This is a genomic window from Pseudomonas sp. HD6515, from assembly GCF_024971855.1.
GTDB classification, from domain to species: domain Bacteria; phylum Pseudomonadota; class Gammaproteobacteria; order Pseudomonadales; family Pseudomonadaceae; genus Aquipseudomonas; species Aquipseudomonas alloputida.
This window is the reverse complement of the sequence record NZ_CP079827.1, coordinates 2628402-2641474: the sequence shown is the minus strand read 5'-3', so window position 1 is coordinate 2641474 and position 13073 is coordinate 2628402. Positions and strand designations below refer to the sequence as shown.

The window sequence follows — 13073 nt, the reverse complement described above, 5'->3', positions numbered from 1 at the left end:
CGCGAAGCGGCCAACCGCTATGCCACGCCACTGGCCAACAGATGGCTCATCGCCGTCTTGAGTTTCATCGGCCTTACGGGCTTGTGCATCAGCGTGTGACCCAGCTCGCGGATCTGCTGCTTGAGATCGTTGCTGTAGTTGGCCGTGATCATCAGCGCCGGTAGCGGCTGGGCGCGGCGGGCATTGATCCGCGCTACGGCGTCGACACCATTGCAGTCATTGTCCAGGTGGTAGTCGGCAATCAGCAGGTCGGCCTCGGCGTGGTAGTTGTCCACCTGGCGCGCCAGGTCTTCCTCCGACAGCGCAGTGACCACCCGGCAGCCCCAACCTTCCAGCAAGGTGCGCATGCCCGCGCAAATCGCCGCATCGTTATCCAGCACCCACACCCGCGCCCCGCGCAGGCGTTCGAGCATTGGCTCGCAGATCGCCTGGCTCGGCTGGGCCTTGGGTGCAGTGGCGCTCAGCGGCACCTCGACAGCGAACACCGAGCCTTTGCCCAGCCATGACCGCACGCGGATCCGGTGGCCGAGGATGCCGGCGATCTTCTCCACGATTGCCAGGCCCAGGCCCAGCCCACGGTCCTGGTCCGGGCGCTGCACATCACCCCGTTTGAACTCCAGGAACATGTCTTCCAGGTGTTCTTCGGCAATGCCGATGCCGCTGTCCCACACTTCAATCCGCACGCCACCGCGCTGGCGCCGACACCCCAGCACCACGCGCCCGCTGCGGGTGTAGCGGATAGCATTGCTGAGCAGGTTGCGCAGGATGCGCGCCAGCAGCTGGATGTCACTGCGCACGACGGCAGAACACCCCACAAAATGCAGCTCTAACCCTTCGCTACGCGCCACCTGGGCGTATTCGGCAGCCAGGTTGTCCATCAGTTCGTGGAGGGCAAACGGGACGACATCGGCCTTGATCACCCCGGCATCGAGCTTGGAAATATCCACCAGGGTACCCAACAGGTTTTCCACATCCTCCAGCGAATTGCTGACATTTCGCACCAGGTGGGCAGCGTTTTGCGGCTCGTCGCGCTCAAGCAATGCACTGGTGAACAGCCGCGCCGCGTTCAGCGGTTGCAGCAGGTCATGGCTGACCGCAGCAAGGAACTTGGTTTTCGACAGGTTGGCCTGCTCGGCCTCGCGCTTGGCCTCGCGCAGACGCGACTCGGCCTGGCTGCGCTCTTCGATTTCGCGCAGCAACTGGTCGTTGAGGCTGGTCAGTTCGGCAGTGCGCTCGCGCACCCGTTGCTCCAGGTGCTGATACGCCTGGTGCAACGCCTGTGCGGTGTTGCGGCGCTCGGTGATGTCGCGGATCAGCACGAAGATACCCACCACTTCGCCACTGGCCAGGCGGTTCGGCACGTAGGAACGCAGCATGTAGCGTTCCTGGCCGTTGACATTGGTCTCGGCAAACTCGAACGTTACGCTCTCCCCCGCCAGCGCCCGCGCCACGTAGCCTTCCAGGCGCTGGTAATGCTGCTCGCTGTGGGCCTCGCGCAGGCTCTGGCCCAGCATCACGCCATGCGGCCAGCAATACCACTCCTCGTAAACCTTGTTGGTGAATTCGTAGACCAGATCGGCGTTCAGGTAGGCGATCAGCGCCGGGACGTTGTCGGTAATCAGGCGAATCTGGTGCTGATGGGCCGTCTCAGCCCGCTGCCGGGCCTCGCTGAGCAGGCGGTTGACGGCCTTGAGCTCGGCCATGGCCTGGTTCAACGCATCGGTGCGTTCGCGCACCTGCTCGGCCAGCACCACTGAATGCTGGAACGCGGCGTATGGGTCGTTGCCCCGGGTCACGCCCGATTCGATGCGCTCGATCAGTGCGTCATTGATGCGCTGCAGCTTGTGGTTCTGGTGCTGCAGCCGGGTCAGCTCGGCCTGCAGTTCAGCGACCGACAGGAGGCCGGTTGCGGGCAATGGCGACCCCGGTGAAGGTCTGGTTGATGTGCATGCCATTGAACTGTTCTCCGTAGGTGTTGAAGCCGATCACCCGTTGCTCGCGCAGGAACGCGCCGACCGGCTCCAGGCCGTGGTGGGCCTCCAGTTCCAGCCGCCGCAGGAAACAATCACAACCGATGGTCAGCAACAACGGTCCGAGACGCTGGTGCAGGCCATCGAACAGCTGGTGCAGGTTCGGCAACAGCGGGCCCGGGGTCATGGCCGTGAGCACGATGCCGTTCTCCACCGCGCAGTAGAAGCTCAAGCTGAGGTCAGGGTGCATTTGCTGGATCGCCCGCACGTAGTACTGATCATGAATGCGCACGGCCAGCGGGTGGGCGGCGAACACCCGGTGATCGAGCGCAGCCACGGGTACACCGATGTGGCGGGCATATTCCTCGGCCGCCGGCTCGGCATTCAGTTCGAAAACCCGGCGCTGGGCGCTGTCGGCACCGGTGACCACCAGCTTTTCCTGGCGCGGCAGGATGTGATGCGTGGTGAACACTTCGAAGTCGAGCCAGGTGTTGACCAGCACCACCACGGCTGCACCGTTGTGGAATGTACCGCCGTAATACACATGGGTGCGGTTCAGGTAGTTGTCGTCACCGGCCGAGCCGCCGAAGTGCGGGATATCCCCCAGGGCTGCGCTGAGTGCGGCAAGCACCATCTCCTCGCGGCTGGACAAGCCATCGAGCAGCGTGAGTGCAAAGCTGTGGCCCTTGATTGGCGCCAGGGTATTGCTGCGGCAGGTGCCGACCAGCCGCTCGACCATCTGCTGCGCGTCGATCAGGCTGAAGCGCTCCATCTCATCGATCAACGCGGTGGCGATCGAAAAGTGCCGGTGATCGAAGCCCACCGCCGTCACGCAATTGCGGCCGTAGCCCAGCGGGGTGATTTCACCGGCGCTGGTGCAGCCGACCAGGCGTATGCCGCCAAAGTCTTGTTCCAACGCTTCGCCCAAAGCCTGCAAGTCGTATTCGGCGGAGCAGAAGAACAGCACGAACCCCAGGTGCGGGTGCAGCAACTGCCGCGCCAGGTCCTGAGCGGCCAGCCGTGCGTCGGTAGCCTGCGACATGGCACTGACCACACCGTCGTTATGAGCCTGCTGCATCGTGGTCTCCGGCACGGGGTGGCTGAATGATCAGTTTAAGGAGGTGGTGGTGGGTGACGAATGCTACTTGGGTAGCGGGTGGGCGGTTCCATGGGCGTAAAAGACCGTGTCATTCGGGGCCGCCTTGCGGCCCCGGCCGCTTACCAGGTCAACACCGCGCCCACCGCAAAGGTATCGGTGTCTTCGTTCTGCGCACTGGTGTCATGCCCGTCGATGGAAAACTGGTTGTACTCGGCCACCAGTTTCAGGTTGTCGTTAATGTCATGGAACAGCGCTACACCCCGGGTCTCGTAGTCCGCGCCACTGCCAACCGCACCGTTGCCATCGTCCTTAGTCTTGCCATAGGACAGCGCCACGCGGTTCTTGCCGAACTTGTACGAGCCCTGCAGCAGGTAGCCATCACTGTCGACATTGCGCAAAACCGGTTCGCCGGCATTGTTGGTGAAGAACGGGTTGATGCCTTTGGCCTGGAACCCCGAGCCGGTCAGCGACCAGCCGCCCATCTTTGCCTGCACCCCGTAACCCACCCCCTTGGAAGTGATCGTTTCTACCGTGGAGTCAGTATTGTCCGAGGTCTGGTAACTGCCGTTGACCCAGCTGTAGATCTGCGCCCCACCCAGGTCGAACTGGTAGGTGATCTCGCTCTCGGTGCGTGGGTTTTCCTGGTAGGCCTTTCCGGTCGGGCTGCTGTCGTTGGTGTCCACCGGGTCCATGATGCCCACCGCCACCCGCAGGCCCTCCATCACGGGCGTACGGTAGGTGATCTGTGAGGTAGGGAACGGGTATGGGTAACCGCTGCCAATGTTGCCGAACGACACCCCGCCGCCGTCCACCAGCCCCAGGGTGTCGCTGACCTGGCCATAGCCGGCCAGCAGTTCGTCGAGCAGGATGTTGGAGCGGGCGAACAGCCCGAAGTCCTTGCCGATCAGCACCTCGCCCCACTCGGGGTTGGCCACCGTGCCGTAAAACTGGCGCACGTCGATGGCGGTGTCGGTGCCGTTGGTTTCACTGTCGTTGATGGTTACCCAGAACGAGGCACGCGCGCCGAGCTTCAGGTCATCCACCTGCTTGCCCATGTTGAAGCCGAGGTAATTGGGCAAGAAGCCCATCTTCACCCGCGACTGGCGGCGGTCAAACTGCTCGCCCTCGCGGTCGACCTTGCTGTTGACGTAGAAGGCGTTGATATAGCCATCGGTGGAAAACGTCGTCTGGTCCTTGTCGTACAGCATGATCTCGGCTTCGGCGACGCTGCTCAGGCCAAGCGCAGAAAAGCTGGCGATGGCGGCTGCGAGAAAACGAGGCGGCAGGTGCTTATTGTTGTTGTGCATGGCGCGCTCCAAACGGGGACGGGATGTCGGAGGCGATTATCAGAAGTGGGCAAATTGCCAGAAACGCTGCTTTGGCGTGGGGTGGCGAGTGCTTTGGGGCGGGAGGGTGTGGCCCGGTGATTTGGTCCCGGTACCTGCTTGGGTCTGGGTTCGAGACTTAGGACTTAGACATGAGTGGCAGGTAGGTATCAGTACCACTGCATGAGCGGGTTAGTACGGTCAATTGCAGGCGTGGCTGTGTTGAAGATGCGCGGGGGATGGCACCGGCATTGCCGGTGTTCGCGGCTAAAGCCGCTCCTACAGATGCCGTGCAAGACCCGAAGGTTGCGAGCGTCCTGTGGGAGCGGGTTTACCCGCGAAGGATGCTACGCGGTCGCTGGCATTGCGTCCGTTCAGGAAGCCAGTGCCTGCGAACGCTGGCAAGCGGGCATCTCATAGCGATGCGGTTGCTGCCAGGCCAGCCGTGCCTGCACATCCACCACCGCGTCCTTCACCTTCTGCGCCCAGTGCTCATCCTTCGGGCACACCACCACCACGCGGAAACCGTGGTCGACACCTTCCAGGCGCACACCTTCGGAATCATCTACGTGCAGATCGATATCAAAAGCCGAAGGCAGCTTGGAGGGTGAGTTTTCCAGCCCGTTCTGGGCCAGGATGTGCTGGTGCCGATCGCTGTTGACCACGCCATCGACATGAATGCCGTAAAGCATCAGCCAGCGGCGGATGTAAGCCGGGGTACGCCCCGAGGAGGTGTAGATCCAGATGCTGCAGCCCTGGCGGCGCAGGTCGCGGATCAGCTCGCGGGTGCCGCTGCGCAGGGGCTCACCCAGCCAGCGATGGACGAAACCCGGCAGCTTGCTGTCCTCGGCGGCGGCGTGTTCGGGCAGGCAGGCCAGCGTGTCGTCGATATCGAACGAAATGCGTACCTGGCCACGCTTGAGCTTGCGTTCGATGGCTTGCCGCCCTCGTGCGAACAGGGATGAACCTTGCATCAGCGGCTCCCCTCACAGGCAGGCACGGGCGTGCCGTTCAGGAAGAACTTGCCGGGCTCAGGGGCCTTCGCTTCCAGGAACGCGGCGTACTTTTTCTTGATCTTGGGGAGTTCGTACAAAGCCTTGACACCGTGTTTGGCGGAGTTGCGTATGACCGAGGACGGGTTGAAGTAACCCTCGGCGTTGTCCAGCGACAGCACGAATGGCGGCAGCCCGGCACGCATCAGCAGATAGCTGACAATAAGCGAACCCGTGCGGTTGTTGCCTTCGATGAACAGCTGCGGCTTGCTGAGGATCCGTACATACACACCCGCTGCCCGCTTCCAGATGGAATCGCTGCGGTACGCGCAGTACCAGTTGTACAAATCCTTGATGCCACCTTCCACGTTGTTGAAAAAGTGCGCTTCGGTTGCCGCAAGGTGCGGGGCGAATTCCAGGCGACGGGCCGGATCGCTGCCGCATAGCACGGTGGCATTGATTTCCAGCATCAGGTTCAGCTGTTGCAGGTCGAACAGGTCGATACCGCGAGCGACATAGTCGTCAATCAGCGCATAGCCTTCAACCACATTCAGCAGCACCTCGTCGGTAAACGGGTCCCGCGGTTCGGTGAAATGCTGGCTGAGTTCGGCAAAACGGCCCTGCACCTCGCGCAGTGCGCGCTCTACCGCTGACAGATCAAGACGACGCGTCGCTCGCATTGGTAATCCCGGGTAACACTTTAACGGAAGGTAACGCGGCCGGGTGTTGCAACCTTCCTGGCTGCAACACCCGCCCACCTTGAGCTTGTATGGCTTAGCTGAACTTGCCGCTGATGTAGTCGCTGGTCAGCTGCTCACGCGGGTTCTGGAAAATCTGCGCGGTCGGGCCCATCTCGACCAGGTAGCCGGTGCGGGTGCCCTGGGAAATATCCACCGAGAAGAACGCGGTGGTGTCGGCCACACGAATCGCCTGCTGCATGTTATGGGTCACCAGGGCGATGGTGTAGTCCTTTTTCAACTCGACCATCAGCTCCTCCACGCGGCGGGTGGCAATCGGGTCGAGTGCCGAGCAGGGCTCGTCCAGCAACAGCACTTCCGGCTCGGTGGCGATGGCACGGGCGATGCACAGGCGCTGCTGCTGGCCACCGGAAAGTGACAGCCCGCTGACCTTGAGCTTGTCCTTCACTTCGTCCCACAGCGCGGCGCCTTGCAAGGCGTGCTTCACGCGATCGCCCAAGTCGCCTTTGTAGCGGTTCAGGCGCAGGCCGAAGGCCACATTGTCGAAGATGCTCATCGAGAACGGGTTGGGCTGCTGGAACACCATGCCGATATAGCGGCGTACTACAACAGGGTCGACGCCCTTGCCGTAGACATCTTGCCCAAGAAAGTGCACATGGCCTTCGAAGCGGAAGCCCTTCACCAGGTCATTCATACGGTTCAAGCTACGCAGCACGGTACTTTTGCCGCAGCCCGAAGGGCCGATGAAACCGGTGATCTCGTTTTTCCTGATCGGCACATGGCTGTCACGCACGGCCATGAAGTTACCGTAGAAAATCTTGTCGAGCTTGCAGTCCATGACGATGGGGGCTTCGCTGACCATGGGAGCGGCTCTTTGCGCAGTGGATACGTTCAAGTTGGATGCTCCCTTTCTCAATACTTGGGCTTGCCGAAGACTCGGCTCAAAATGTTGATGACCAGCACGATCATTACCAGTACCAGCGAGGCCGCCCAGGCGAGCTCCAGCTGGTTGTCGAACGGCATGCCGGAGAAGTTGTAGATCAGTACCGCAAGCGAGGCTGTGGGGTTCATCACCGCCAGGTCGCCGTCGTGGTAGATCCAGTAGTTGCTGAACAACGCGGTGAACAGCAGTGGCGCGGTTTCGCCAGCGGCGCGAGCCACGGCCAGCATGACGCCGGTGAGGATGGCCGGCAGGCCGGTAGGCAGCACGATCTTCCAGATCACCTGGGCACGGGTGCAGCCCATGCCGTAGGCAGCATCCTTCATGATCTTGGGCACCATCTTCATCGACTCTTCAGCGGTGAGCACCACGATCGGCAGCATCAATACCGCCAGCGCCACGCCGCCTGCCGGTGCCGAGTAGGTACCGGTGGTCATCACCACCAGGGCGTAGGCAAACACCCCGGCCAGGATCGATGGCAGGCCAGTGAGCATCTTGGCGGCAAAGCGCGCGGCATTGGCCAGCTTGCTGTCCGGGCCGAGCTCGGCCAGGAACACCGCTGCCAGGATACCGACCGGCACAGCGATGGCGGCGGCAATGCCGACCATGACGAAGGTACCGGCCATGGCGTTACCGAAACCACCGCCCATCTCGAAGCCGGTCGGCGGCAGCTCGGTGAACACTTCCAGGTTAAGGCGTGCCCCGCCGCGAGTGATCAGCATGTACAGCACGGAAATCAGCGGCACGCTGGCCACCAGTGCCGCGAACCATGCCAGGGTGGTCAATACCAGGCTGCGCAGGGCGCGGCCTTCCAGCTTGCGCTGCAGGCTGGGCAGCGCGGCAACAGGGGTCGTCAGGTCAGTCATTGTTTGTTACCCCGCTGGGCGTAGAGCATGATCATCGAGCCGAGGACGTTCACCAGCAGGGTGATGAACATCAGTACCAGTGCCGCGTACATCAGCACTTCGACCTCGTTCGGGCCGGCTTCCGGGAAGTTCAGCGCCAGCAGCGCCGCCAGGGTGTTGGCCGGTGCGAACAAGGACAGGGAAATGGTGTTGGCGTTGCCGACCAGCATGGCCAGCGCCATGGTTTCGCCGAGTGCACGGCCCAGGCCGAGCACCAACGAGCCGAAGATGCCGGTAGCCGCCGAGGGCACCATCACCTTGAGGATGGCTTCCCAGTGGGTGGTACCCATGCCGTAGGCAGCCTGCTTGGTTTTCATCGGTACGCTGGTCAGCGCATCCTGGGAAACCGCCGCGATGGTCGGCAGGATCATGATCGCCAGTACCAACGCCGCAGGCAGCAGGCCTGGGCCACTCAGGGAAGTGCCGAAAAACGGGATCCAGCCCAGCTCGCTGTTCAGCCAGGCGGTCAGCGGGCGAATCGCCGGGATGACCACATAGATGCCCCACAGGCCGTACACCACGCTGGGGATGGCGGCGAGCAACTCGACGATGGTGCGAAACACCGCGGCAAGCTTGGCCGGAAGGAAATCCTGGGTCAGGAAAATGGCCATGCTGACGCCGAAGAAACCGGCGATCAACAGGGCGATCAAGGCGCTGTACAGCGTCCCCCAGATCGCTGGCAGAATACCGTACTTGCCTTGGTTAACGTCCCAGACGCTGCCGAACAACACGTCAAAACCGTGCTTTTCAATGCCGGGCAGTGCCTTGCGGCCCACTTCGTAGACCAGCGCGAAGACCAGCGCCAGCACCAGCACCACGCCAATGCGCGCAAGCGCACGGAAGGTGCGATCGACCAGAAAGTCTTTCGCAGACGGTGGCTGGCACGCGGAGTCGGGGTTATCCGGTATGGCAAAAGGAGTGTTCATTGGCGAGTTCCGGGACAAGGGACAAACACCCCCGGCATGGCTTCATGCCGATACCGGGAGCGCCTGGGTATTACTGGATGTTGGCGGACGCTTTACGCACCTGGTCGACTACCGACGGCGGCAGCGGGATGTACCCCATCGAGTCGGCGATGGTCTGGCCTTTGGTCAGGCTGTACTCGACCATTTCACGCATGGCCTTGGCTTTTTCCGGGTTGCCGTTGTCCTTGCGGAAAATCATCCAGGTATAGGAAGTGATCGGGTAGGACTTGGCACCGTCCGGGTCAGGCAGCCAGGCCACCAGGTTTTCCGGCATGTTCACCGCAGCCAGTGCTTCGGCACCGCTCTCGGCATTCGGCACGACGTATTGGCCAGCCTTGTTCTGCAACATGGCGAAGTCGACCTTGGCCAGCTTGGCGAAGCCGTACTCGATGTAGCCGATGGCGCCCGGGGTCTGGCGGACGGTGGCGGTTACGCCGTCGTTCTTCGGCGACTTGATGAACTTGTCGGTGGCCGGCCAGTTGACGGTGTTGCCTTCGCCCAGCCCTTGCTTGAAGTCAGCGTTGATGGCCGACAGGTGCTTGGTGAAGACGGCAGTGGTGCCGCTGGAGTCGGCACGCACGACCACGGTGATCGGGGTGGCAGGCAGCTTCAGGTCAGGGTTGGCCGCCGCGATTTGCGGGTCGTTCCACTGGGTGATCTTGCCGAGGAAGATATTGGAGTAGACGTCGCGCGGCAGCTTCAGCCCTTTAGGGTTACCCGGCAGGTTGTAAGCCAGGACGATTTCACCGGCGGTCATTGGCAGCAACTGCACGCCTTCGCCAACCTTGGCAATGTCTGCTTCGCTCATGGCCGAGTCGCTGGCGGCGAAGTCGACGGTCTTGTTCAGGAAGTCCTGAACGCCCGCGCCGCTGCCCTTGGACTGGTAATCGACGGTGACGCCAGCCGTGTTCTTGCTGAAGTCCTTGAACCAGGTCAGGTAGATCGGTGCAGGGAAGCTGGCGCCCGAACCGGTCAACCGAACGTTTTCTGCAGCAAAGGCTGCCGAGGTGGCGCAAAGGGAAACGGCAACGGCGAGTGCAGCAGACTTCATCAGGCGTTTCATCAAAATGTGCTCCATGTGATGGCCGGCACACTTTGCATCAGCTGTGTTACAACTTTGTGACTATTGAATGGCAGGCCGCGCGGTAGAGCTTATTGACTGTGCCATCAGGCGCCGAGCTGGAACCCTGAAACGGCTCCGGCCTCAACGCTAACGCTTGAATGTGCCGATTGGATGACGGCCGTACGAGGCCAAAGCACCGCTCGCCCATTAGCCGGCACTTTTTAGACGCGCAGGGTTTCAACCGTTCAGGCAAACCGGCAAGCGCGAAGACCCTGTAACGCAGCACCAGGAACAAGAACCTGGCCACTGCAGGCGATCAACCGATGCCGGCAAGACCTGCATCACCGGCATCCGCACAGCGGTTGCGGCATGCACATTCGAACTCGGCTTGGGCACGGGTGGAAAAGTTCAGGCTCAGACGCATCTTGTCCTGGGTATCGTAGAGGTCGTAACCCTCCCCCAGTGCGGCGGGAAAGCCAAGCCGCCGAGGATAAGGCTCTTTCTTGAGTGGCACTGCGGGAACCACAACGAAGCGTGTCTGCATGATCATCCCCTTCGGCAGTGCTTAAGTATTAGTACTGCTATGTGAAAGCATCAAGATGACTCATGCAATATTTTGGTTCAGCCGCCTATTCTCGCGGTGATGAGTAAGCAGAATCCCAGCAGGCAAATGACCCCGATGCCATAGAACAACGTTCTCCAGGGCTGCAAACCGCGCAGGTAGGCCAGCGTGTGCAGGACCCTGGCAACCGTGAACACCACACTCAGCCACAACACCGGTAGCGTGGCGGCTTCCAGCGCAACAGCCAGCCCGCCGAGGGCAAAGAACAGGGGAATGTTCTCCAGGTCGTTGGCCCATACCTTGGCAGCCCGTATCACCTGCGGGCGTTCTGCGGCCTGGGCGACGCGCCCGAACACGGCAGCGTCCTCCGGGTTGGTGAACGCGACGAAGCGCAAGCGGTGATAGCCCTGATAGCAGGAAACCAGGAACATCTTGAGGAACAGCACCACCACACACAGCGCATAGGCCTGCAAGGCACTGCTCATGGCTGGCGCCCCTCGGCAACGCCTCTGATCACCAGGTACAGCAACGGCCCCAGCGAAACGAACACGACGGTCAGCAGCAGGTAAGGCAGCACCGCGATCCCGGCGCTGCCGCGCATGCGGTTGTCTCTCACCATCCAGCAACCGGCCAGCCCGGCCATCAGGTACAGGTCGATGACCACCTGGGCCGTGTCCGGCTGCGCCAGCAGTGCCAGCCCGAATGCCAGCAGCGATTGCTCGGCAATCAGCATGGTCCAGCCGGTATACAGCGAAAACAGCACCAGTATTGCCAGCGCGCAGATACGCAAGCCCATATAGCTCTCCTTGATAGGGTTTGCCGGCACAGTAGTGATAGGGTTGCTTGCACTCAATGACCCGTGAGGTCATGGACATTGCACTCAAGGACGATCAGGGCAACGCATGAATCAGCATCTGTTCCATCGCAGCACCCCTGCCCCGCACATCTCAGCGGGCCAGCATCTTCGCGAACTGCGCCGTCAGGCCAACCTCAGCCAGCTGGAGCTGGCGCTGCTGACGGGGCTGTCGCAGCGTCATCTGAGCTGTGTGGAAACAGGACGCGCCAAAGCCAGCCCAGGCACATTGCATGCCCTCCTCTCGGCCCTGGATGCGCCGCTGCAGCGGTGCAACGAAGTGTTCGTTGCTGCAGGATACGCGCCCCGCTACGCCGCCACGCCACTCGATGCGCCTGAACTGGCCTTGGTGAATACTGCCATCGAGCATATTCTGCAGGTGAACAACCCCGCTCCGGCGATCGTCATCGACAGCCACTGGGACGTCATCGCCGCCAACGCCAGTACCGGGCTGCTGCTGGCGATGGCCGGTGTCAGCGCACAGCCGGCAACCGGCCTCAACCTGCTGCAGACATTGCTGTGCCCCGGTGGTCTGGGTGATCACTTGGCCAACGCGCCGGAAATCCGCGCTGCAGCCTGGCAACGTGCCTCCAGGGAGGCCGCAGGCAATTCGGCACTGGCAGCGCGCTTGCGCGACTTGCCGGCACCGGCAAGTCCGTGCCAGATGACGACAGCCCCCCCTCTGCTGCTGACCCGCGTGAACACCCCGTATGGCGAGTTGCGGTTCCTGTCCACGTTCACCACCTTTGGCATGCCGCAGGATGTCACCGTGCAGTCACTGCGCATCGAACACCTGATCCCCGCCGACCCACAGACCCGGCAAAGAATGCTGGCAGCGTTCGAGCAATGGTCGGCCGTTACAGCGTGAACGTCAGGGTCTGGCCAAGGAACCTGGCGCTGACCTGGTGGCCTGTTTCATGCAGGTCGAACGGCTGGCACATGGCCCCGGTGGTCACGATATCCCCGGCCTTCAAGGTCTGGCCACGCTCGGCAGCGTGCGCGTACAGGTGAGCCAGCGACACCAGCGGGTCGGTGGCCGCATCGCCAGACAAGCCACCGGCGCGCCATTGACCATCCACATGCACCTCGGTGGTTTCGGCCAGGTCGGCGAGCAACGGCACATTGATACCGGCGCCCAGGCTATTGCCGACCACCAATGCTTCAAACCCCACGTTGTCAGCCACAAAACTTGGCCAGCCGACAGCCTTGCGGTCGACAAAGCGCGAACGCACCACTTCAAAGGTGACGCACGTGGCGCGAATATCCTCACTCACCGGTACGCGCCCGGCTTGCGGAGGAATATCCCGGTCCAGCACGAAGGCAATTTCGCATTCGATGGTCACCGGCGTAACCGCTGGCAGCGGGATATGTGCGCCATCGGCATGGCAACGCCCCGCTTCCAGTTGGCCAATCAAGGGCCGCGACAACTTGCCTGCACGCATGCCAGCCGGGCTGCCGACGCCCAGCTTCCACCCGGCGCGCTGGCCTGCGGCAGCAGCAAACAACTGGTCCTGGCTGTCATAGCCTTGTTTCAATGTCTCGGGCTTGAGGCTGGCGGGCAGTTCCGTCAGCAGGTCACCGCTGCGCCAGTGTTGCAGTAGCAAGGCTGCAGTGCGTTGGTGTACGAAAAGCGAACGGTTCATCAAGACCTCATTGAGATAGGCGATGGCAGGCAACAGATGCTATGACCTGAAATTGATA

The 13073-nt window shown here is 61.9% G+C and carries 14 protein-coding genes; 1 reads left to right on the top strand and 13 read right to left on the bottom strand.

Annotation, left to right across the window (positions count from 1 at the left end; translation table 11 throughout):
* Positions 1 to 17 precede the first annotated feature (17 nt).
* The 12 genes from KW568_RS12115 to KW568_RS12060 form a co-directional block, all read right to left on the bottom strand.
* Positions 18 to 1916 (bottom strand): NahK/ErcS family hybrid sensor histidine kinase/response regulator, encoded by a 1899-nt coding sequence (locus KW568_RS12115; protein WP_003254109.1) that lies wholly within the window; start codon positions 1914 to 1916, stop codon positions 18 to 20.
* Positions 1885 to 3048 (bottom strand): nitric oxide-sensing protein NosP, encoded by a 1164-nt coding sequence (gene nosP / locus KW568_RS12110; RefSeq protein ID WP_003254110.1) that lies wholly within the window; start codon positions 3046 to 3048, stop codon positions 1885 to 1887. The genes KW568_RS12115 and nosP overlap by 32 nt, the downstream gene beginning before the upstream one ends.
* Before the next feature lie 140 nt (positions 3049 to 3188).
* Positions 3189 to 4376 carry a porin gene (locus tag KW568_RS12105; protein ID WP_003254111.1) on the bottom strand — a complete coding sequence of 396 codons (1188 nt, stop codon included), beginning with the start codon at positions 4374 to 4376 and terminating at the stop codon, positions 3189 to 3191.
* A 392-nt stretch (positions 4377 to 4768) separates the two neighbouring features.
* Positions 4769 to 5368: a hypothetical protein gene (locus KW568_RS12100; protein ID WP_003254112.1), complete on the bottom strand. Its 600-nt coding sequence runs from the start codon at positions 5366 to 5368 to the stop codon at positions 4769 to 4771.
* On the bottom strand, positions 5368 to 6066 hold the full coding sequence (locus KW568_RS12095; protein WP_004574211.1) for a hypothetical protein: 699 nt from the start codon (positions 6064 to 6066) through the stop codon (positions 5368 to 5370). The genes KW568_RS12100 and KW568_RS12095 overlap by 1 nt, the downstream gene beginning before the upstream one ends.
* A 94-nt stretch (positions 6067 to 6160) precedes the next feature.
* Positions 6161 to 6946, bottom strand: coding sequence for a phosphate ABC transporter ATP-binding protein PstB (gene pstB / locus KW568_RS12090; protein ID WP_003254117.1), 786 nt, complete (start codon positions 6944 to 6946; stop codon positions 6161 to 6163).
* Between the two features lie 50 nt (positions 6947 to 6996).
* Positions 6997 to 7890: a phosphate ABC transporter permease PstA gene (pstA, locus tag KW568_RS12085; RefSeq protein ID WP_003254119.1), complete on the bottom strand. Its 894-nt coding sequence runs from the start codon at positions 7888 to 7890 to the stop codon at positions 6997 to 6999.
* The gene (pstC, locus tag KW568_RS12080; protein WP_004574212.1) at positions 7887 to 8855 is read right to left on the bottom strand and encodes a phosphate ABC transporter permease subunit PstC; all 969 of its coding nucleotides are present in this window, start codon (positions 8853 to 8855) and stop codon (positions 7887 to 7889) included. Before pstC ends, pstA begins: the two co-directional genes overlap by 4 nt.
* Before the next feature lie 70 nt (positions 8856 to 8925).
* The gene (gene pstS, locus KW568_RS12075; RefSeq protein ID WP_003254123.1) at positions 8926 to 9957 is read right to left on the bottom strand and encodes a phosphate ABC transporter substrate-binding protein PstS; all 1032 of its coding nucleotides are present in this window, start codon (positions 9955 to 9957) and stop codon (positions 8926 to 8928) included.
* Positions 9958 to 10273: 316 nt separating this feature from the next.
* Positions 10274 to 10507: a hypothetical protein gene (locus tag KW568_RS12070; RefSeq protein ID WP_004574213.1), complete on the bottom strand. Its 234-nt coding sequence runs from the start codon at positions 10505 to 10507 to the stop codon at positions 10274 to 10276.
* Positions 10508 to 10578: 71 nt separating this feature from the next.
* Entirely contained in the window at positions 10579 to 11004 is a 426-nt protein-coding gene (locus KW568_RS12065) for an MAPEG family protein (protein ID WP_004574214.1), read from the bottom strand.
* On the bottom strand, positions 11001 to 11315 hold the full coding sequence (locus KW568_RS12060) for a hypothetical protein (RefSeq protein WP_003254127.1): 315 nt from the start codon (positions 11313 to 11315) through the stop codon (positions 11001 to 11003). The genes KW568_RS12065 and KW568_RS12060 overlap by 4 nt, the downstream gene beginning before the upstream one ends.
* A 106-nt stretch (positions 11316 to 11421) precedes the next feature.
* Between KW568_RS12060 and KW568_RS12055 the strand changes: the two genes are divergently transcribed.
* Positions 11422 to 12240 (top strand): helix-turn-helix domain-containing protein, encoded by an 819-nt coding sequence (locus KW568_RS12055; protein ID WP_004574215.1) that lies wholly within the window; start codon positions 11422 to 11424, stop codon positions 12238 to 12240.
* Here KW568_RS12055 and KW568_RS12050 read toward each other — a convergent pair.
* Positions 12230 to 13015, bottom strand: a complete 786-nt coding sequence (locus tag KW568_RS12050) for a 2-keto-4-pentenoate hydratase (RefSeq protein ID WP_004574216.1) — start codon at positions 13013 to 13015, stop codon at positions 12230 to 12232. The genes KW568_RS12055 and KW568_RS12050 overlap by 11 nt on opposite strands.
* Positions 13016 to 13073 lie beyond the last annotated feature (58 nt).

Bases quoted from the DNA above. Each gene is read 5' to 3' on its own strand.
- nosP (WP_003254110.1), bottom strand. From the start codon at position 3,048: ATGCAGCAGGCTCATAACGACGGTGTGGTCAGTGCCATGTCGCAGGCT.
- KW568_RS12105 (WP_003254111.1), bottom strand. From the start codon at position 4,376: ATGCACAACAACAATAAGCACCTGCCGCCTCGTTTTCTCGCAGCCGCC.
- KW568_RS12100 (WP_003254112.1), bottom strand. From the start codon at position 5,368: ATGCAAGGTTCATCCCTGTTCGCACGAGGGCGGCAAGCCATCGAACGC.
- KW568_RS12095 (WP_004574211.1), bottom strand. From the start codon at position 6,066: ATGCGAGCGACGCGTCGTCTTGATCTGTCAGCGGTAGAGCGCGCACTG.
- pstB (WP_003254117.1), bottom strand. From the start codon at position 6,946: ATGGTCAGCGAAGCCCCCATCGTCATGGACTGCAAGCTCGACAAGATT.
- pstA (WP_003254119.1), bottom strand. From the start codon at position 7,890: ATGACTGACCTGACGACCCCTGTTGCCGCGCTGCCCAGCCTGCAGCGC.
- pstC (WP_004574212.1), bottom strand. From the start codon at position 8,855: ATGAACACTCCTTTTGCCATACCGGATAACCCCGACTCCGCGTGCCAG.
- pstS (WP_003254123.1), bottom strand. From the start codon at position 9,957: ATGAAACGCCTGATGAAGTCTGCTGCACTCGCCGTTGCCGTTTCCCTT.
- KW568_RS12070 (WP_004574213.1), bottom strand. From the start codon at position 10,507: ATGATCATGCAGACACGCTTCGTTGTGGTTCCCGCAGTGCCACTCAAG.
- KW568_RS12065 (WP_004574214.1), bottom strand. From the start codon at position 11,004: ATGAGCAGTGCCTTGCAGGCCTATGCGCTGTGTGTGGTGGTGCTGTTC.
- KW568_RS12060 (WP_003254127.1), bottom strand. From the start codon at position 11,315: ATGGGCTTGCGTATCTGCGCGCTGGCAATACTGGTGCTGTTTTCGCTG.
- KW568_RS12055 (WP_004574215.1), top strand. From the start codon at position 11,422: ATGAATCAGCATCTGTTCCATCGCAGCACCCCTGCCCCGCACATCTCA.
- KW568_RS12050 (WP_004574216.1), bottom strand. From the start codon at position 13,015: ATGAACCGTTCGCTTTTCGTACACCAACGCACTGCAGCCTTGCTACTG.